The sequence below is a fragment of the Burkholderia territorii genome (genome assembly GCF_902833055.1).
In the GTDB taxonomy this organism is placed as follows: Bacteria; Pseudomonadota; Gammaproteobacteria; order Burkholderiales; family Burkholderiaceae; genus Burkholderia; species Burkholderia territorii.
Genome location: NZ_CADFEJ010000010.1, coordinates 70,991 through 87,383, shown reverse-complemented (window position 1 = coordinate 87,383; position 16,393 = coordinate 70,991). Strand labels below are relative to the sequence as shown.

Below are 16,393 nucleotides of genomic sequence, written 5' to 3'. Positions count from 1 at the left end.
GTGGCCAGCCCGAATGGGCAACTGTCGTTGATCGGAGGGATGTGCGAGTATGCATTGCATATGTAATGCATGGAGAATGCGATGAAAACGGCCACGATGCCTGCGCTGCGAGTTGATCCGCAGTTACGGGAAGACGCAGAATCGGTACTGGCGGAAAACGAGACGCTGTCAGCGTTCATGGAATCAGCGCTGCGCGATGGCATAGTACGGCGACGCTTGCAGCGCGAATTTGTCGCACGAGGTTTGGCGTCGCGCGACGAGGCGAGACGCACGGGCGAATACGTCGATGCCGCGGATGTTCAGCGTGAACTGGAAAGCATGCTGGAAGCGGCTCGTTCGAAGAAGGCGGCCGATTGAGCTATCAGGTCAGATATACGCGCGCGGCGCGTGAAGACTTGATGCGCTGTATCGATACCTGCTCGAACGTGACGTGGAAGCGGCAGCGAGAGCGTCGGAAGCGATCGGACGAGGCGTCGCCATGCTGCGATTGTTTTCGTTTTCGTGCCGCAAGATCGATGAGAACAATCCGTTTTTGCGCGAACTGATCGTGTCGTTCGGCGCGTCAGGCTATGTGTTGTTGTTCGAGATCGAAAGCGTAGATCAAGTCACAATCCTAACCGTTCGGCATCAGCGAGAAGAGGACTACCACTGATCCCGCTCAGCCGGTTCCCGACGCTGCGCCCTCACCCCTGGGTCCGCGACACTCCTCGTGTGTCATGCGCAATCGCCACATGCGCAGCCGCCACCGGAATATCGACCTCCACCGTCGTCCCTTCGCCGAGCGTCGTATCGATCCGCAACGTGCCGCCAACGAGATACGCACGCTCGCGCAAACCGACCAGCCCGAACGATCCCGACTTGCGCGGTGCGCCGGGATCGAATCCCGCGCCGTCGTCTCGAATCGTCAGCGCGATCGTCTCGTCACGATAAACGAGCGCCACCGTCGCGCTCGACGCGGCCGCGTGCCGCGCGACGTTCGCGAGCGCCTCCTGCGCAATGCGGAACACGGCCGTCGCATAAGGTTCGTCGAGCTGCAATTCGCCCGGCTCGACATGCAGCGTGCAGGCCATGCCGTGACGGTGCCGGAAATCCTCCACGAGCCATTGCATCGCCGCCGCGAAACCGAGATCGTCGAGCATCAGCGGTCGCAGGTCCGACGCGATGCGTCGTGTGGCCGTGACCGCGCCACGCGCAAGCCCGTGCATTGCCGCGATCTTGCGCGCCAGCGGCGCATCGTCCTGCGGCACGCGGTCGAGCAGCCATTCGAGATCGTTCTTCAGCGTCGCGAGCGTTTGCGCGAGTTCGTCGTGCAGTTCGCGCGCGATGCGGCGCTGTTCCGCCTCGCGTGCGCTCGCGCTGATCGCCGCGATCTCGCGCAGTTCCTCGCGCGACGCCTGCAGCGCCCGCTCCGCGCGCACGCGCTCCTCCACCTCGCGCCGCAGGTCGCGGTTCGATGCGCTCAACTGCGCGGTACGGGCCGCGACGCGCTGCTCGAGCCGCTCGTTCGCCTCGTTGAGCTGCGCGCTCTTCTGCACGACGAGCAGGTGCTGATAGCGCGCGCCGGCCAGCGCGCGCACCGTCTGCGCATGCAGTCGGCCGTTTTCGAACAGCAGCGCGAACAGCACGACGGCCGATGCGACGAGGCCGTAGGTCCGACCGGCGTAGAAGCCCAGGTCGAAGCGTCCATGGTTGAGCATCGACGACAGCGCGATGTCGAACAGCCACGCGACGAGCACGATCATCACCCACAGGTCCAGCACGGAATGGCGGCGCCGCTGCCGCCACATCAGCACGAGCGCGGCAAGGTTGAGCGCCCAGACGACCGCGATCGCATTCGTCATCGCCGAGGCCATCCGGTTGCCCTGCATGATGCGCGGAAGCAGGTCGTGGCCGACGGTCGCGAGCACCGCGAGCGCGACGGTGGCGCCGGCCGTCAGGACGATGCAGAGCAGCAGCGGAATCGCGGCACGGCGCTGCTCGAGCGACGGCTGTTGCGCGCGCGGCGCCGCGCGCAGCAGTGCGTATGCGGCGACCGCCAGCGGAAAGCCGCCGTGCCAGAACAGATAGAGCCACGCGGTCGTCTGTTCGCCCGCGCCGAGCAGGCCCGTCGGCGTGAACAGCCCCGGAAAGGTCAGCATGTGCGTGCCGGCCATGAAGCCCGTGAACAGGTAGCCGCTGGCGAGCGCGAGCAGCGATTTCTCGCGCAGGATCGCGTACTGGCCGAGCAGGAGGCCGGCCGTGACCATGTCGTTGACGACGATCGCCGACTGGTACACGGGAATGAAGCCCCACACGCGGGCAAGCGGCATGCCCGCGAACGGCGCGAGGGCGATGAAGATCACGGCCGACACGACGACCGTCGCGATCGCGAGCCGCCGCTCGCGCCGCTCGGGCGGCAGCGACGACATGAACAGGCGCGACGGCTCCGACACGTCGTCGTCGTGATCGGCCGTGGCCGCGCGGAAGCGGAACGCGGGCATCATGCGTCGTCGACGCCGAAGTCGAGATCGTGGCGCATCGCGTAGCGCACCAGCGCGGCTTCGTGCGGCAGCTCCATCTTCTCGAGGATGCGGGTCTTGTAGGTGCTGACCGTCTTCGCGCTCAGCGTGAGGTCGGCCGCGATCCGCGTGACCGTCTGGCCCGCGACGATGCGGCGCATCACGTCGAGCTCGCGCTCGGACAACCGTTCGTGCGGCAGCATTTCGGACGGCGCGCGCATCGTGCGTGCGAGGCTTTCGGCCGCCGACGCGCTCACGTACACGCCCCCGGCCGCGACCTTGGTGACCGCCTCCACGAGTTCGGCGGTCGCGCTGTCCTTGGTCAGGAAGCCGGTCGCGCCGGCCTTGAACGTGCGCGCCGCGTATTGCGTTTCCGCATGCATCGTCAGCACCAGCATGCGCAGGGATGGCGCCCGCGTCCTGACCAGCCGGATCAATTCGATACCGGTCGGCGCGGGCATCGACAGGTCGAGCAGCAACACGTCGGCCGCACGCTGCTCGGCCAGCGCGAGCGTGGTCGCGCCGTCGCTCGCCTCGCCGACGATTTCGAAACCGCCGGCCGTTTCCAGGATGTAGCGCAGTCCGTCTCGCATGACTGCGTGATCGTCAGCCAGAATTACCCTGATCATCTAGCGGTCCTCTTCGGGATGACGCCGCGGGCCGCTCTGCCGGTTGTCGCCGCGGCGGTTCTTCTGATCAATATATGCCGCCACAACGGGAAATGGTGCGCCTCAGGGACATTTTTGAGACATCCGGGTGTCGAATGTGTGCTGAAGCGAAATAATCGTCGCGAAATGGCACGGGCGGTAGAGGCGGACGGGGAGGGTATTCCCGAGGAATCGTCACGGTCGGGCGGACGGAGTGCGTCGCGGACCTTCGTGATTCAGGGATAAACTGGTAACTGGTGCCCGATTGCCCCGTCGAGACCCGAGGAGCCGCCACGATGATCGATCTTGCCCGCATCCTGTCGTCCGCGTTGCCCGACGCCGTCGCATGGGCCGACGCGCAGGCGGCCCACGGGCTCGCCACGGGCGTGCCGCTGACACCCGCGCAGGCGCACGACGCACGTATCGTCGGCGTCGCGCAACCGGAGCGGATCCGCGTCGTGGTCGACGACCGGCTGCCGTTCCCCGACGCGCCGGCGCTGGGCGCGATTGCGCGGGACACCGGGCTGCTGTCGCCGGGGACCATCGGCCTCACGCTGGGCCATGCGGTGTTCGTGCTGCGCGGCCACGATACGCGCCGCCTGCTCACGCATGAATTCCGCCATGTGCATCAGTACGAGGAGGCCGGGTCGATCGGCGCGTTTCTCGCACGCTATCTGCACGAGATCGCGACCGTCGGCTACCACGACGCGCCGCTCGAGGCCGACGCGCGACAGCACGAGTTCGACTGACGCCACCGGCCGACGCGAGCACGCATTCCGATGAACCTTCCCCACGCCATCGCCGGCCCGGTGCAGACCCGTCGCGCCGCCACGCCGCGCGGCCCGCGATGAGCGACACGATCCACGCATGGCTCGGCGCGATCGGCGCGCACCCGGCGCTGGTGCTGGCGATCGTGTTCGCCACCGCTTGCGCGGAGGCGATCGCGTTGATCGGCACGGTCGTGCCGGCCGGTGCCGTGATGTTCGCGGCCGGCACGCTGATCGGCGCAGGCGCGCTCGACGCCTGGACGGCGATCGGCGTCGCGGCCGCCGGCGCGGTCGTCGGCGACGGAATCAGCTACGAGCTCGGACGCCGCTACCGTGGCGCGATCCGAAACGGCTGGGTTCGGCTGGGCTATGCGGATGCCTATGCGCGCGGCGAGCAGTTCGTGCTGCGCCACGGCATCAAGAGCATCGTGCTCGCACGCTTCCTGGCGCCGGTGCGCGCGGTCGTGCCGGTGGTGGTCGGGTGCGCGACGCTGCCGCGCCGATCGTTCTACCCCGTCAATATCGTGTCGGCGCTGGTCTGGGCGCCGGTGCACGTCGCGCCGGGCATCCTGTTCGGCGCGTCGGCGGCGCTGGCTGCCGCGATCAGCGTGCGGGTCGCCGCGATCCTGCTGGTTGTCGCGGCGCTGGTCGCGCTCGTGTGGATCGGCGTGCGCGTCGCGTTGCGGCGCGGCTGGCCGCTGCTGTGCCGCGTGCTCGTCGCGGCCATGTACGCGTGCTTGCGCCGCTGGCCGCGACTCGGCGCGCGGCTGCACGACACGCTCGTGCGTGTGCGCCGCCTGCCGGGCGCGGTGCCCGTGTTCGCGCTGCTGTTCGTCGGTTGCGTGTGGCTGTTTGCCGGCATCGTGCAGGACGTCGTCGCCAACGATCCGCTGATGCATGCCGACGTTGCGCTGTACGCGGTCCTGCAGCGCCTGCACACGCCGCCGGTGGATGCCGCGATGCGCGCGCTCGCGGTGCTGCACGGGCACGATACCGGGCTGATCGTCGCGGCTGCGTTTCTCGTGTGGCTGATGATCCATCGCTGCTGGCTGACGTCCGCATGGTGGCTGGCGACGGTCGGCATCGCGGTCGTGCTCGTGCCGGTGTTCGGTGCCGGCCCGCCCGGCACGATGCCCGCGAGCCTGCCGCCCGGCGCGCCGCACGTGCCGCTGCCCGACGCCGATGCGGCGTTCGCGATGCTCGCGAGCAGCGGCATCGGCTGGGTGCTGACGCGCGACCGGCCCGCGCTCTGGCGCATCCCGGTCGTGACGGCGGTCGTGCTGTGGATCGTGCTCGGCGGTTTCGCGCGGCTGTACGTCGGCGAAACGTGGTTGTCGGGCCTGCTCGGCGGCTGGAGCCTCGGGCTCGCGTGGTTCGCGATGCTGGCGGGCACCTATTCGTACTGGCGCGTGCGCGAGCATGTGCAGCCGCGCGGCGCGCTGGTCGCGGTGCTCGTCGTGCTCGCGACGGCCGGCGTCTGGACCGTGCCCGCGCAATGGCAGCTCGATCGCGCGGCGCGTCCGCACGTGGGCGACGTCGTCGCGATGTCCGTCGATCAGTGGATGCGTGGCGGGTGGCAGCGCGTGCCGACGCGGCGCACCGAGATCGGTGGCGATCGCGAGGAATATCTGCCGCTGCAATGGTGCGCGACGTCGGACACGCTCGATCGCCATCTTGCGCTGGCCGGCTGGCAGCGCGCGACGCCGTGGTCGCCCGCCACGGCACTGCGCTGGTTGCTGCCGCAGGCGCCGGCCGATGCGCTGCCGGTGCTGCCGCGCTACACGCAGGGCGAGAGCCCGCGCCGGGTGTTCGTGCGTGTCGATCCGGCCCATCCGGACAGCCGCCTCGTACTGCGGCTGTGGCGTTATCCGTACGTGCTGCAGGATGCGCTCGGCATGCGGCCGCTGTGGTACGGCGCGCTGTATCGCGAGACGCTGCATCGGCCCGCGCGGCTGATGACGATCGTGCGCACGACGACCGTCGACGATGCGGCGACGATTGCGCAGGCGCTACGGGTCGAGCCGACGGTCGAGCGGCCGCCGGCGGGGATGCGCGCGGCACCGGCCGCGGTGCTGCTCGTGTGGATGGTGCAGCCTTGAAGCGTGTGTAGCGTGTGCAGCGTGTGCAGCGTGTCAGGCGTGCGCCGCTTGCGCGGGGACGACCGACAGGCGCAGCCCGACCGTCTTGAGTACTGCGAGCAGGGTTTTCAGTGTCGGGTTGCCGTTGGGCGACAGCGTGCGATACAGCGATTCGCGGCTGATGCCGGCTTCGGCCGCGACCGCGCCGAGCCCGCCGTAGGCTTCCGCGACGGTGCGCAGCGCGAGCAGCGCGGCCGCGCGGTTGTCAGGATCGTCGAGCGATTCCATCGCGACGCGCAGATAGGCCACCGCGAGCTCGCGGTCGGCGCCGAGTTCGGCGACTTCCGCGTCGTGGTGCGATACCGCGCCTTTGACCTTGTTCATGCTTGCCTCCGTTTCCAGGTCGACCAGTATTCCTTCGCATTCCTGATGTCATCGGGTTGGCCGTGCTTGTCGCCACCGGACAACAGCAGCACGAGCGCGCTACCGTACCGGCCGAAGTACACGCGATAGCCGGCACCGACATGGATGCGCAGTTCCATCACACCTTCGCCGACGGGCTCGCAATCGCCGAAATTTCCGGTCTGTACGCGACGCAGGCGCTCGCGTATCCGCGCCTGGACGACCTTGTCGCGCACGGCGTTCAGCCATTCGGTGAAAGGCTCGCGACCGTCGTCGCGCTGATAGCGAAGGAGTTCGAACCTGGAGAGCATTGTAGCTTATAAGTTACATGGTGGGTAGAGATGTCGACGTGGTCGGCTGATCTGCCGGGTGCGGTTGATGAAGCAAGACGTTCGCTGGCCGACTACCGGATCGAGCCGAAGCGCGACGTGAAGGCGCGGCACGAGAATGTGTCCGGTGCCTGTGAGGCGCGGTATATCGGGCATTGAGGCCGGCTTTCCGAACGAAGATCATTCTTTCATTCGGCACGAGCGATGGCGATTCGACCGAACGGCCGATCTCGCTGGCGTGCAGCGCGTGCGCCGCCCGCGCATGCCCGGGCGAGCGCGGCAATCTTGTCGGCAGCCCTTGAATGGAGCGACATGGTCCGCTCGTTTCTGGCACCATCGCGCGATACGCACGGCTCGCTGCGCTACCGTCGCGATGCCGCCTCGATCCCTCGACTCGAAAGGACCTGCATGATCACGCTTCGCCCGATGACCGAAGACGACTTCCCCCGCTTCTGGCCCACGTACCACGCGATCGTCACCGCGCAGGAAACCTACGCATTCGATCCGGCGGCGACGCAGGAGGCCGCTCGCGCGCTGTGGCTCGACGCGCCGCTCTGCACGTGGGTCGCCGAGGAGGATGGCGTGCTGCTCGGCTCGTACTACCTGAAGGCCAACGCGGCCGGGCCCGGCAATCACGTCTGCAACTGCGGGTATATGGTCGGCGAGGCTGCGCGCGGCAAGGGCGTCGCGCGAATGATGTGCGAGCACTCGCAGCAGGTCGCGCGCGAACGCGGTTTTCTCGCGATGCAGTTCAATTCGGTGGTCGCGACGAACGAGGTGGCGGTCGCGCTGTGGCAGAAGCTCGGCTTCGAGATCGTCGGCCGCTTGCCGCGCGCGTATCGCCACGCGCGGCTCGGCTTCGTCGACTGCTTCGTGATGTACAAGTGGCTCGGCGACACCGCGGCCGCCGAGGCCTGATCGAAAGTCAGACGGCGAACGCGCCGTCGAACACGATCCGCTCGTCGAACGCGAGCGTGCCGCGCGCGAAGATCAGGTCGAGGTGGTGGCTGCCGTTCGCGCCGCCGCCGAGGCCGAGATGCAGGCCCGGATGGCGCTCCTCGAACCCGGCGTTGCGGCCGTACAGCGCGCGGATGCCAAGGTTGGTGCCGATGCCGAACTCCTCGATGCGCCGGTGATTGTCATGCCGGTCGAGGTACGACGCGAAGTCGCGCCGGAAGCCCGCGTCGTCGCTGTCGAAATCGACGATCTGGCTGTCTTCGACGTGCAGCGTCGCGAGCCGCTCCGTCACGCGGTACTTGATCGCGAACGGCACGGTGCCGAGGAACGTGCCGCTGAACACGATCGACCCGTGCAGGTCGGTGACGTGCGTCGCGATCTCGCCTGGCACGACGTCGAGATTGCCCATCCCGTCCACGCTCGTCCATTTCTGGTCCGGCGAAAGCGAGCCGGTGAGCGTGTTGCCGGCTTCGTCGATGAAGTGGATCCGCGACGCGCGCGCGGCCGCTTCGATCAGCCGGCCGTTGCGCGCGGCGATGTCGTCGAGCGATTCGGCGAACGCTTCGTCGAGATGCGGGCCGTAATCCTTGAACAGCACCGACTTGCTCCAGTGCTCGACGATCGCGGGGCGAATCGCGGCCAGGAACGGCGGGCCGCTCGGCGACGGTGTCGGCAAGCACGACGAGTCGTACAGCAGTACGAACAGATCCGCGCGCGCAAGGGCGGCGGCGATGTCGTCGGGCGGGGTGGTTTCGAGGCAGAGGGTCGTCGCGTCGAACGCGTCGGGCAAGGCGGAAAACGCGCGCAACGCGACGTCGCGATTGCGGGTGTCGTAGCCGACCAGCAGTTTGCCCGTTTCGCCGCGAGCGAGCTTGTCGCGCAGCGCCGGGTGATGGCCGAGCGCGCGGTGCAGGTTCCGCATGCGTGTCTCCGGAAGCGGCGGAGGGGCCGTAGCCCCTCCGCGGGAACGGGCTGGCCGCTCAGACCGGCCAGAGCGCGGTGCCGAACGGCACCACGGCGTCCTCGACCATCATGTCGACGGCCTCGGGGTGCGTATCTTCCTGCATCCAGTCAAGCAATTCGATCTGCGTGGTTTCCTGCATGTCAATTCTCCTGTGGTGAACATGAGCGATTCAACATGAAGCGCGGTAAAGGAATGACCGCCACTCGTCAGGAATTTCGTGAATGCCGGACGAGTGGCGTCGATATTAGTCTGACGATTTCGCGAATGCAATGCGTTGATTCGTTTTTAGCTGCGGTGTGCTAAACAAGCGGGTTCGACGCGGATCGCGCAATGAAGGCGAATAAATCGGGGCGAGAAGAGCATCGGTTATTTTTTGAATATCGAGGCCGTTAATGATGAATTGATTTGGTGATTTATTTGAATTGCGCGTGCAATCGCGTCGATCATTTCGATTTTCACCATTCACGAACGTTGCGCGGCGCGCGGCCAGCGTCCATGCGGACGGTCGGCCAGCCGTCGACGGGCCGGCTTCGGCGGCGGTGACGATTTTCTGGCACCATCTGACGACATCGCGTGCGGGCCGCAGCCGTGCGCGCACCGCCGTCCCGGCGGCACGAATCGAACCACGATGGAGACACGCGATGCGCGCAGCGCCGCAACCGGAGCACGCCGGCCGAGCACGGCCGGATGCACGCGCCACCGACCCCGACCGGATGGCCGCATGGCGGCTTGCGATCGGCCTGTCGCTCGGCAGCGCGATCGCGCTCGGCCTCGCGCGCTTCTCGTATGCATTGCTACTGCCGCCGATGAAGGCCGATCTCGGCTGGACCTTCGCGCGGGCCGGCGCGCTGAACACGGCCAACGCGGCCGGCTACCTGATCGGCGCACTCGTTTTCCCGTTCCTGTCGCGCCGCTGGCGCAGCGGCTCGCTGCTCGCCGCCGGCTGCGCGCTGACCGCGATGTTGATGGCCGCATGCGGGCTCACGTCCGGCATGAACGTGCTGCTCGTCGAGCGGCTCGCGACCGGCATCGGCAGTGCACTGATCTTCATCAGCGGCGGCGTGCTGGCCGCGCGGCTCGCGTCCGCGTCGCCGCGCGATGCGGGGCTGCTGCTCGGGCTTTATTACGGCGGCACGGGATGGGGCATCGTCGCGTCGTCGCTGCTCGTGCCCGCGACGCTCGTGCACCGGGCGCACGGCTGGCAACCGGCATGGTTCGCGCTCGCATTCGCGTGCGTGCTGTTCTCGGCGATCGCGGTGGCGGCGGCACGTCGCATCGAGCATGCGCACGCGGCAGCGGCCGTGCGGCGCGACGGTGCGGCGCCTGTGGCGAGCACGAGCCCCGCGCGCTTCGCACTCGCGCTCGCGGGCTACGGGCTGTTCGGCGTCGGCTATATCGGCTACATGACGTTCATCGTCGCGCTGCTGCGGGGCGCGGGGATGAGCGGCGCGGTCGTGTCCGCGTTCTACGTGATGCTCGGCGTCGCGACCGTCGTGTCGGCACGGCTGTGGTCGGCGCTGCTCGACCGGATGCGCGGCGGCCAGGCGCTCGCCATGCTCAATGCGTTGCTCGGCGTGGCGACGCTGATGCCCGCGCTGTTCGTGCATCCGGCGGCCGCGTTCGCATCGGGCGTGCTGTTCGGCGCGACGTTCCTGTCGGCGGTCGCGTCGACGACCGCGTTCGTGCGTCACAACCTGCAGCCGGAAGGCTGGGCGAAGGGCATCAGCGCGTTCACGACGATCTTCGCGTTCGGGCAGATCGCCGGGCCTGTCGCGATCGGCTGGGTGTCCGACAGCGCGGGGCTCGCGCGCGGGCTCGTCTATTCGGCGCTGACGCTGTTCGCCGGCGCGGCGCTCGCGGCGGGACAGCGTGCGTTGCGGGCGCCCGCGTAGCACCGCGCGGGCGTGCGCTCGCGCGAGCCGCGCGCGGCAACGCACCGTGACGGTTATCGCACGCAGGCCGTGCGCGATACGCGATGGAACGCACGGCTGAAGTAGATGAGGCTGTCGCCGTCGTCACGCACACGGATCGACGTCGCCTCGATGAACATCACCGAATGCGAGCCGACTTCCTTCATCTCGGCGATCGTTCCCTGCAGGCTCGCGAGCGCATCGCGCAGCACGGGCACGTCCCGTTCGCCGCGATCCCATACCGGCAGCTCGAAGCGGCGCTCCATCGGCAGTTCCGTCATTCCCGCGAAATGACGCGCGAGCAGTTCGTGCTCGGCCGGCAGCACGTTGATGCACACGTGCCGGTTGCGCTCGAAGATCGCGTGCATCGCGCTGGACCGGTTCAGGCAAACGAGCAGTGTCGGCGGCGTGTCGGTGACGGAACATGCAGCGCTCGCGGTGATCCCGCAGCGGCCGTGCGGCCCTGCGGTGGTAATCACGTTGACAGCCGCGCCGAGGTGGGCCATTGCCTGGCGGAAGGCCTTTTGCGCGTCGGCGGGTGCTCCGCGCGCCGGTTGCGGGTTATCGATCGTTGCGGACATGGGCGTTCCTGGATGGATGAAGGCGACGACTGTGCGCGCGGTCGATGCGGCACGTAAACGTCGACGGTGACCCCAGCGTACGTCGCGAAAAAGCCGACGACCATTCGCAAGATTGATGGCGCGGCTGGCGTTCCCGCCAACGCGTCTAAAGGTTCTACCTAGATGCGCGGCACGGCGCGCGAAAAAATGCGATTGCCGTGTTCGTCCGGGACTCAAAAGGGTATTCAGCGCATTTTCGGCTCGTTATGATGTGCCGCACATCCCCGACAAACGACGCCGGCCCCGGATGCCGCGCGTGCGATACCGATATCTTGCGAGACACCCCGATGACGTCACCCAATCCGATCGTATACATCGTCGACGATGACAGCGGCATGCGCACGTCGCTCGCATGGTTGCTCGAATCGGTCGGCATCGCGTCCGAAGGGTTCGCGAATGCCGCCGATTTTCTCGGGCGCTTCGACGTGAACCTGCCGGCATGCCTCGTGCTCGACGTGCGGATGCCGGAGAAGAGCGGGTTCGATGTGCAGGCGGAACTGAATGCGCGCGGCGCGACGTTGCCGGTGATCTTCGTCAGCGGACACGGCGACATTCCGATGTCGGTGCGCGCGCTGCAGAATGGCGCGATCGATTTCGTCGAGAAGCCGTACAACTCGCAGCAGATGCTCGAGCGCGTGCAACGCGCGCTGCGGCTCGCGCAGCAGCGGCACGCGGTCGACCAGCGTCACCGCGAGCTGCGCCACCGGCTCGATGCGCTGACCGCGCGCGAGAAGGAAGTGCTGCGCGGCGTCGTCGACGGAAAGGGCAGCAAACAGATCGCGTCGGACCTGTCGATCAGCGTGAAGACCGTCGACGTGCATCGCGCGAGCATCAAGGAGAAACTCGGCGCGACCTCGATCGCGGCGCTCGTGCGCGACGTGATGGTCGTGTGGGGCGACGGCGACGAACCGCTGCGTTAGTGGCGCGGGCGACTGGCGAAGGATGTGAGCCACATCGCACATCGCGCACCGGCACGCAGCGCGGCACCGGCGGCGCGCGCGTGGTCGTTGCCTGCCGCCATTCAACGCATGTACAGCCCGCCGTTGATGTCCCAGCACGCTCCGTTCGCGAAATATGCGTCGCCCGATGCGAGCAACACCGCCGCATCGGCGACGAAGCTCGCGGAGCCGAGCTTGCCGCCCGGCAGGCTCGCGAGCACTTGCCGCAGCTTCTCCGGCGCGACGCTTTCATGGACGATCGGCAAATCGAGCGGTCCCGGCGAGATTGCGTTGACGGTCACGCCATGCGCGGCGAGATCGCGCGCGAACACCTTGGTGAGCGTCAGCGTGCCGCCTTTCGCGGCCGCATAGTGCGCACCCGTCGCCGAGCCGCCGTTCTGCCCGGCGAGCGATGCGATGTTGACGATGCGTCCCGCGCCGCGCATCGCGAAGTACTGGCCGAACACCTGGCAACCGAACAGCACGCTGCGCAGGTTCACGTCGATCACGTGGTCGAACTGCTCGGCCGTGATCTCCATCGCGGGCACGACTTTCGATGCGCCGGCGTTGTTCACGAGCACGTCGATTGCGCCCCAGCGTGCGACGAGCGCATCGCGCGCGGCCTCGAAATCGCGCTTCGACGTGACGTCCAGCGGCAGCGCGATCGCGCGTTCGCCGCCCGGATCGAGATCGCGCGCATGTGCATGAATGGCATCGACGGCGATGTCGGCCAGTGCGACGCGATAGCCGGCCGCATGAAAGCGTTCGGCAATGACGGCGCCGAGCCCGCGCGCGGCGCCGGTGACGAGGACGACTCGGTCTGACATGGTGCGTGATTCCCTGGTTCGCGGATGCGCTGCCGAAGCGGCGCGCGCATCGTGGTTCATGCGGCGAGTGCCGCCTCGAAGTGCGCGGCGACCGCGCACACCTGTTCGTCGGCGCCGTTGCGCCCGACGATCTGCAGCGCGGCCTTCAGCGGCGTACCCGCGAGCGGCAGCGGCAGGCTGAGCGCCGGATGGCCGCTCAGGTTGAACGGGCGGATCAGCGACGACATCGCAATGACCGATACGCCGTCGCGCGCCTGCGCGAGCGTGATCGGCAGCGCGGGCAGCGTCGGCAGCACCAGCACGTCCGCGCGTTCGAGCACGGCGTCGACCTGCGCGGTGAAGCGACTACGCACGGCTTCGGCTTGCGCGAGCGCGGCCGGCGTCGTCGTCGCCGCCATGCGCAGCCGCGCATCGAGATCCGCGCCGAGCTTCCCGGTTTCGACGAGATGGCCGAACGCGCGGAACGTTTCCGCGTTGATGACCGCAAGCCCCGCGGTGAACGCGTCGGGCATTTCATCGAGCACGACGTCGTGTGCGCGCAGGCCCGATGCGCCGATCGCGGCGTCGAGCGCGGCGACGATCGCCGGATCGGCGTCGACGATCACGCGCGCGATCGTACAGCCGGACGTGGACCCGGCGGCGCCGGTGCGTTCGAAACCCGGCGCGATCGCGGCCATCACGGCCGCGAGCGTGCGCACGTCGCGCGCGAACGGCCCGACGCAGTCGAGCGTCGTCACGGCCGGCGCGACACCGCGCCGCGATACGCGACCGAACGTCGGCTTCATGCCGACCACGCCGCAGCATGCGGCGGGCCCGCGAATCGAGCCGCCGGTATCGGTGCCGAGCGCGGCGTCGACCGCGCCGAGCCCGACGAGCGATGCGGAGCCGCTCGACGAGCCGCCCGGAATGCGTGTCGGATCCTGCGGGTTGACCGGCGTGCCCGTGTAGTCGTTGATGCCGGTCATGCCGAACGCGAGCTCGTGCATGTTCGCCTTGCCGGCGATCTGCCAGCCGGCGTCGAGCAGCAGACGGACGACGTCCGCGTGCTGCTCGGCGGGCGGCGTGTCGGCGAGCGCGCGGCTCGCCGCACGGGTCGGATGGCCGGCGATGTCGATCGTGTCCTTGATTGCGATCGTCGGACCGGGCCCGCCCAGCGTGAATGTATCGATGAAGCCTGTCATGGATGCGATGGCGTACGAGCGCGTGATAGGGTTCAGAGCCGTGGCGCGGCAGCGAGCGGCCATGGGCCGTCGAGCACGCGTTCGGTGCGGAAATGGCGGATCAGCCACGTCGAGCCGTCGTCGGCACGCGTGAAGTCAATCGTCAGTCGCGCGGCGATCAGCTCGGCCGTGCCGTCCGCGTAGCGCGACGCCTGCAGCATGATCCAGCGGCCGCGCGCGGTTGCGTGGCCGACGTCGACATCGATCGACTCCGACGTCAGGAAATGCAGGTTCGCCGCGAAATGCGGATCAGGCGGCAGGTAACGGCGCAGCATCGCGACGATCGCGTCGGTGCCTTCGAGTCGGCCGAACTTGCGCGCGTATTGCGGGCCGATGCCTTCCCATACCGCGTCGCCGGTGAACAGCGCGGCGAGCGCCGGGCCGTCGCCCGCGTCCTCGGGCACGTCGCACAGCGCCATGTAGCGCGTGATCGTCGCGCGCACAGCGCGTTCGGCGTCGAGCGTTGCGACGCGCTGCGCGAGCGCTTCGATCGTGCGTGTCGAATCGGGGCCGGTCATGATCTGCGTCACGCTGCGGGCTTCGCGGCCGGGGGCACGGTCAGCGCACGGCCGACGCGCGCCTCGATCTTGCCGTAGCGCCACAGGTTGTATTCGCCGACGGGCGTCGTGCGATACAGGTTGCACACGGCGACCGTCGTGTCGAAGTCGGCGACGTCGGCCATGATGTAGAACGTCCACGGCGCGCCGTCGGCCTGGCCGACGACGAGGCGGTCGTCATCCATCACGCCGAGCACGCGTACGCCGGGCATGGCTTCGATCGCGGCGAGCATCGCGCCGTACGCTTGCCACACTTCGCCGATCTTCTCGCGTGGCAGGTCGAAGAAGTTCTGCGACACGCCGCAGCAGAACAGCACGCGCAGCGGCAACGGATTGGTTTCGGACATCGGATGTTCTCCTGAAGAATGCGTTGAGCGGGATCGAAGCGGGTCGACGCGGATCACAGATAACCGGGGAACGGCGTGACGCCGGTGAACACCGCGCCCGCGCCGTCGAAGTTGCCTTCGCCGAGAAACGCGTGCTGCGTGACGACCATCGCGTCGCGCAGCAGACGCTGCAGCGGATGCGTACGATAGATCGCGGCCGTGCCGCCGAGCCGGTACGCGCGCTCGACGACGCTCGCACCTTCGCGGGCGATGTGCGTCGCGGCGAGCCGGAGCAGGCTGACCTGTTCGGCCGTTACCGGGTTCCCGGCGAGGATCGATTGCCAGACGGCGTCGGTGGCGTCGTAGAAGAACGCGCGCGCCGAGCGCAGCTGCGCCTCGGCTTTTGCGAGTTCGATGCGGAAATACGCACGATCGGCGAGACGCGGCGCGCCGGTGGTCGTCTGGCGTCCGCCCGACATCCGGTTCACGACGTCGAGCGCCGCGCGCGCCAGCCCGAGGTTGACCACGGCCAGCACCTGCGCCGCATACGCGACGGTCGGATAGCGGTACAGCGGCTCGTCGACTCTCGCCTCGCCGCCGCGCACGAAGGTCCACGCCTCGGGCACGATGCGGTCGTTCACGCGCAGGTCGTGGCTGCCGGTGCCCTGCATCCCGACCACGCTCCAGTTCTCGACGATCTCGACATCGGCGGCGCGGAACACGGCCGTGCGCGGCTTGTTCGGCACGGCGCCCTGCGCGCCGGGGGGCGCGATGCCGACGCCGAGCCAGTCGGCGCCCTTGCAGCCGCTCGCGAATTTCCATGTGCCGTTCACGCGCCAGCCGCCCGGCGCCGCCTGCGCCGGCTGCACCGGGAACAGGCCGCCGGCGAATACCTGGTCGGGGCCGCTCGCGTACAGCTCGGCCTGCGTGTCGAGCGGCAGCGCGGCCAGGTAGACGTTTGCCGAGCCGAAGCTCGCGACCCACGCGGCCGACCCGTCGGCGGTCGCGATCCGCTCGATCATGTCGAGGAAAGCGGTCGGCGCGAGCGCGTCTCCGCCGAAGCGGCGCGGCGTGCCCGCGCGATAGATGCCGGCCGCCTTGAACAGCGCGATCACGTCGCGCGGAACGTGCGACAGCCGGTCGAACTCGTCGCGGCGCGCGACGACGGTCTCGATCACCACGTCGAGCGGCGACACGCGCGCGGCCGCTTCGCGGAGCGCATTCGGCGAAGTGGACGCGGCGTCGAGGGCGAGGGCGGCGTGGGGCATGGCGGTCTCCTGGGGTAGGGTTCGATTGCGCGGGCAACTTGATGCAACGAGTCTAGAAACGCCGAAAACACGCAGCAATTGGGGC

The 16,393-nt window shown here is 68.4% G+C and carries 20 protein-coding genes and 1 pseudogene; 8 read left to right on the top strand and 13 right to left on the bottom strand.

From position 1 onward, the window contains the following. The first annotated feature begins 81 nt into the window (after window positions 1–81). Both HW466_RS18550 and HW466_RS18545 read left to right on the top strand, forming a co-directional pair. Entirely contained in the window at window positions 82–357 is a 276-nt protein-coding gene (locus HW466_RS18550; RefSeq protein ID WP_059452065.1) for a YlcI/YnfO family protein, read from the top strand. Next, window positions 354–652 (top strand): annotated as a pseudogene (locus HW466_RS18545) (type II toxin-antitoxin system RelE/ParE family toxin). The gene HW466_RS18550 and the pseudogene HW466_RS18545 overlap by 4 nt, the downstream one beginning before the upstream one ends. A 31-nt stretch (window positions 653–683) precedes the next feature. Here the strand turns inward: HW466_RS18545 and HW466_RS18540 are convergent. Then, window positions 684–2,483, bottom strand: coding sequence for a sensor histidine kinase (locus HW466_RS18540; protein ID WP_059452067.1), 1,800 nt, complete (start codon window positions 2,481–2,483; stop codon window positions 684–686). Further along, window positions 2,480–3,127, bottom strand: a complete 648-nt coding sequence (locus HW466_RS18535) for a response regulator (protein ID WP_151004716.1) — start codon at window positions 3,125–3,127, stop codon at window positions 2,480–2,482. Before HW466_RS18535 ends, HW466_RS18540 begins: the two co-directional genes overlap by 4 nt. A 314-nt stretch (window positions 3,128–3,441) precedes the next feature. On the opposite strand from HW466_RS18535, the gene HW466_RS18530 reads away from it, so the two are divergent. Then, the gene (locus HW466_RS18530; RefSeq protein ID WP_151004714.1) at window positions 3,442–3,894 is read left to right on the top strand and encodes a hypothetical protein; all 453 of its coding nucleotides are present in this window, start codon (window positions 3,442–3,444) and stop codon (window positions 3,892–3,894) included. 98 nt (window positions 3,895–3,992) lie between these two features. Further along, window positions 3,993–6,011, top strand: coding sequence for a VTT domain-containing protein (locus HW466_RS18525; protein ID WP_174905508.1), 2,019 nt, complete (start codon window positions 3,993–3,995; stop codon window positions 6,009–6,011). Between the two features lie 33 nt (window positions 6,012–6,044). Here the strand turns inward: HW466_RS18525 and HW466_RS18520 are convergent, their stop codons facing one another. After that, a complete protein-coding gene (locus HW466_RS18520; RefSeq protein WP_059452071.1) occupies window positions 6,045–6,374 on the bottom strand; it encodes an addiction module antidote protein in 330 nt (109 codons plus the stop codon). Continuing rightward, window positions 6,371–6,703 carry a type II toxin-antitoxin system RelE/ParE family toxin gene (locus tag HW466_RS18515; RefSeq protein ID WP_059793403.1) on the bottom strand — a complete coding sequence of 111 codons (333 nt, stop codon included), beginning with the start codon at window positions 6,701–6,703 and terminating at the stop codon, window positions 6,371–6,373. The genes HW466_RS18520 and HW466_RS18515 overlap by 4 nt, the downstream gene beginning before the upstream one ends. A gap of 30 nt (window positions 6,704–6,733) precedes the next feature. Between HW466_RS18515 and HW466_RS18510 the strand changes: the two genes are divergently transcribed. Both HW466_RS18510 and HW466_RS18505 read left to right on the top strand, forming a co-directional pair. Continuing rightward, the gene (locus HW466_RS18510; protein WP_155623907.1) at window positions 6,734–6,880 is read left to right on the top strand and encodes a hypothetical protein; all 147 of its coding nucleotides are present in this window, start codon (window positions 6,734–6,736) and stop codon (window positions 6,878–6,880) included. A 249-nt stretch (window positions 6,881–7,129) separates the two neighbouring features. Then, complete coding sequence (locus HW466_RS18505) at window positions 7,130–7,639, top strand: GNAT family N-acetyltransferase (RefSeq protein ID WP_059503878.1); 510 nt, start codon at window positions 7,130–7,132, stop codon at window positions 7,637–7,639. Window positions 7,640–7,646: 7 nt separating this feature from the next. Here the strand turns inward: HW466_RS18505 and HW466_RS18500 are convergent, their stop codons facing one another. The 3 genes from HW466_RS18500 to HW466_RS18495 all read right to left on the bottom strand — a co-directional run bounded on the left by HW466_RS18500 (window position 7,647) and on the right by HW466_RS18495 (window position 9,240). Beyond that, window positions 7,647–8,600 (bottom strand): CgnE/CgnB domain-containing protein, encoded by a 954-nt coding sequence (locus HW466_RS18500; RefSeq protein ID WP_151006254.1) that lies wholly within the window; start codon window positions 8,598–8,600, stop codon window positions 7,647–7,649. A 58-nt stretch (window positions 8,601–8,658) separates the two neighbouring features. Continuing rightward, entirely contained in the window at window positions 8,659–8,781 is a 123-nt protein-coding gene (locus HW466_RS32115) for a hypothetical protein (protein ID WP_059452075.1), read from the bottom strand. Between the two features lie 105 nt (window positions 8,782–8,886). Continuing rightward, on the bottom strand, window positions 8,887–9,240 hold the full coding sequence (locus tag HW466_RS18495; RefSeq protein WP_151006253.1) for a hypothetical protein: 354 nt from the start codon (window positions 9,238–9,240) through the stop codon (window positions 8,887–8,889). A 43-nt stretch (window positions 9,241–9,283) separates the two neighbouring features. Between HW466_RS18495 and HW466_RS18490 the strand changes: the two genes are divergently transcribed. After that, window positions 9,284–10,534, top strand: a complete 1,251-nt coding sequence (locus HW466_RS18490) for a YbfB/YjiJ family MFS transporter (RefSeq protein ID WP_151006252.1) — start codon at window positions 9,284–9,286, stop codon at window positions 10,532–10,534. A gap of 53 nt (window positions 10,535–10,587) precedes the next feature. Here the strand turns inward: HW466_RS18490 and hpaC are convergent, their stop codons facing one another. Next, the gene (hpaC, locus tag HW466_RS18485; RefSeq protein ID WP_151006568.1) at window positions 10,588–11,133 is read right to left on the bottom strand and encodes a 4-hydroxyphenylacetate 3-monooxygenase, reductase component; all 546 of its coding nucleotides are present in this window, start codon (window positions 11,131–11,133) and stop codon (window positions 10,588–10,590) included. A gap of 326 nt (window positions 11,134–11,459) precedes the next feature. Between hpaC and HW466_RS18480 the strand changes: the two genes are divergently transcribed. Then, window positions 11,460–12,092 carry a response regulator transcription factor gene (locus HW466_RS18480; protein WP_059452078.1) on the top strand — a complete coding sequence of 211 codons (633 nt, stop codon included), beginning with the start codon at window positions 11,460–11,462 and terminating at the stop codon, window positions 12,090–12,092. A gap of 101 nt (window positions 12,093–12,193) precedes the next feature. Here the strand turns inward: HW466_RS18480 and HW466_RS18475 are convergent, their stop codons facing one another. The 5 genes from HW466_RS18475 to HW466_RS18455 are packed head-to-tail and all read right to left on the bottom strand — an operon-like array spanning window position 12,194 to window position 16,308. Continuing rightward, entirely contained in the window at window positions 12,194–12,937 is a 744-nt protein-coding gene (locus HW466_RS18475; protein ID WP_151006569.1) for an SDR family NAD(P)-dependent oxidoreductase, read from the bottom strand. A gap of 56 nt (window positions 12,938–12,993) precedes the next feature. Further along, window positions 12,994–14,118, bottom strand: a complete 1,125-nt coding sequence (locus tag HW466_RS18470) for an amidase (RefSeq protein ID WP_174905509.1) — start codon at window positions 14,116–14,118, stop codon at window positions 12,994–12,996. Window positions 14,119–14,150: 32 nt separating this feature from the next. After that, a complete protein-coding gene (locus tag HW466_RS18465) occupies window positions 14,151–14,675 on the bottom strand; it encodes a nuclear transport factor 2 family protein (RefSeq protein ID WP_059950047.1) in 525 nt (174 codons plus the stop codon). 8 nt (window positions 14,676–14,683) lie between these two features. Beyond that, entirely contained in the window at window positions 14,684–15,061 is a 378-nt protein-coding gene (locus HW466_RS18460; RefSeq protein WP_059452081.1) for a hypothetical protein, read from the bottom strand. Window positions 15,062–15,114: 53 nt separating this feature from the next. After that, a complete protein-coding gene (locus tag HW466_RS18455) occupies window positions 15,115–16,308 on the bottom strand; it encodes an acyl-CoA dehydrogenase family protein (RefSeq protein WP_060347865.1) in 1,194 nt (397 codons plus the stop codon). Window positions 16,309–16,393 lie beyond the last annotated feature (85 nt).

Bases quoted from the DNA above. Each gene is read 5' to 3' on its own strand.
- HW466_RS18515 (WP_059793403.1), bottom strand. From the start codon at position 6,703: ATGCTCTCCAGGTTCGAACTCCTTCGCTATCAGCGCGACGACGGTCGC.
- HW466_RS18490 (WP_151006252.1), top strand. From the start codon at position 9,284: ATGCGCGCAGCGCCGCAACCGGAGCACGCCGGCCGAGCACGGCCGGAT.
- HW466_RS18455 (WP_060347865.1), bottom strand. From the start codon at position 16,308: ATGCCCCACGCCGCCCTCGCCCTCGACGCCGCGTCCACTTCGCCGAAT.
- HW466_RS18505 (WP_059503878.1), top strand. From the start codon at position 7,130: ATGATCACGCTTCGCCCGATGACCGAAGACGACTTCCCCCGCTTCTGG.
- HW466_RS18540 (WP_059452067.1), bottom strand. From the start codon at position 2,483: ATGATGCCCGCGTTCCGCTTCCGCGCGGCCACGGCCGATCACGACGAC.
- HW466_RS18465 (WP_059950047.1), bottom strand. From the start codon at position 14,675: ATGACCGGCCCCGATTCGACACGCACGATCGAAGCGCTCGCGCAGCGC.
- HW466_RS18500 (WP_151006254.1), bottom strand. From the start codon at position 8,600: ATGCGGAACCTGCACCGCGCGCTCGGCCATCACCCGGCGCTGCGCGAC.
- HW466_RS18530 (WP_151004714.1), top strand. From the start codon at position 3,442: ATGATCGATCTTGCCCGCATCCTGTCGTCCGCGTTGCCCGACGCCGTC.
- HW466_RS18525 (WP_174905508.1), top strand. From the start codon at position 3,993: ATGAGCGACACGATCCACGCATGGCTCGGCGCGATCGGCGCGCACCCG.
- HW466_RS18535 (WP_151004716.1), bottom strand. From the start codon at position 3,127: ATGATCAGGGTAATTCTGGCTGACGATCACGCAGTCATGCGAGACGGA.
- HW466_RS18480 (WP_059452078.1), top strand. From the start codon at position 11,460: ATGACGTCACCCAATCCGATCGTATACATCGTCGACGATGACAGCGGC.
- HW466_RS18550 (WP_059452065.1), top strand. From the start codon at position 82: ATGAAAACGGCCACGATGCCTGCGCTGCGAGTTGATCCGCAGTTACGG.
- HW466_RS18510 (WP_155623907.1), top strand. From the start codon at position 6,734: ATGTCGACGTGGTCGGCTGATCTGCCGGGTGCGGTTGATGAAGCAAGA.
- HW466_RS32115 (WP_059452075.1), bottom strand. From the start codon at position 8,781: ATGCAGGAAACCACGCAGATCGAATTGCTTGACTGGATGCAGGAAGAT.
- hpaC (WP_151006568.1), bottom strand. From the start codon at position 11,133: ATGTCCGCAACGATCGATAACCCGCAACCGGCGCGCGGAGCACCCGCC.
- HW466_RS18470 (WP_174905509.1), bottom strand. From the start codon at position 14,118: ATGACAGGCTTCATCGATACATTCACGCTGGGCGGGCCCGGTCCGACG.
- HW466_RS18475 (WP_151006569.1), bottom strand. From the start codon at position 12,937: ATGTCAGACCGAGTCGTCCTCGTCACCGGCGCCGCGCGCGGGCTCGGC.
- HW466_RS18460 (WP_059452081.1), bottom strand. From the start codon at position 15,061: ATGTCCGAAACCAATCCGTTGCCGCTGCGCGTGCTGTTCTGCTGCGGC.
- HW466_RS18520 (WP_059452071.1), bottom strand. From the start codon at position 6,374: ATGAACAAGGTCAAAGGCGCGGTATCGCACCACGACGCGGAAGTCGCC.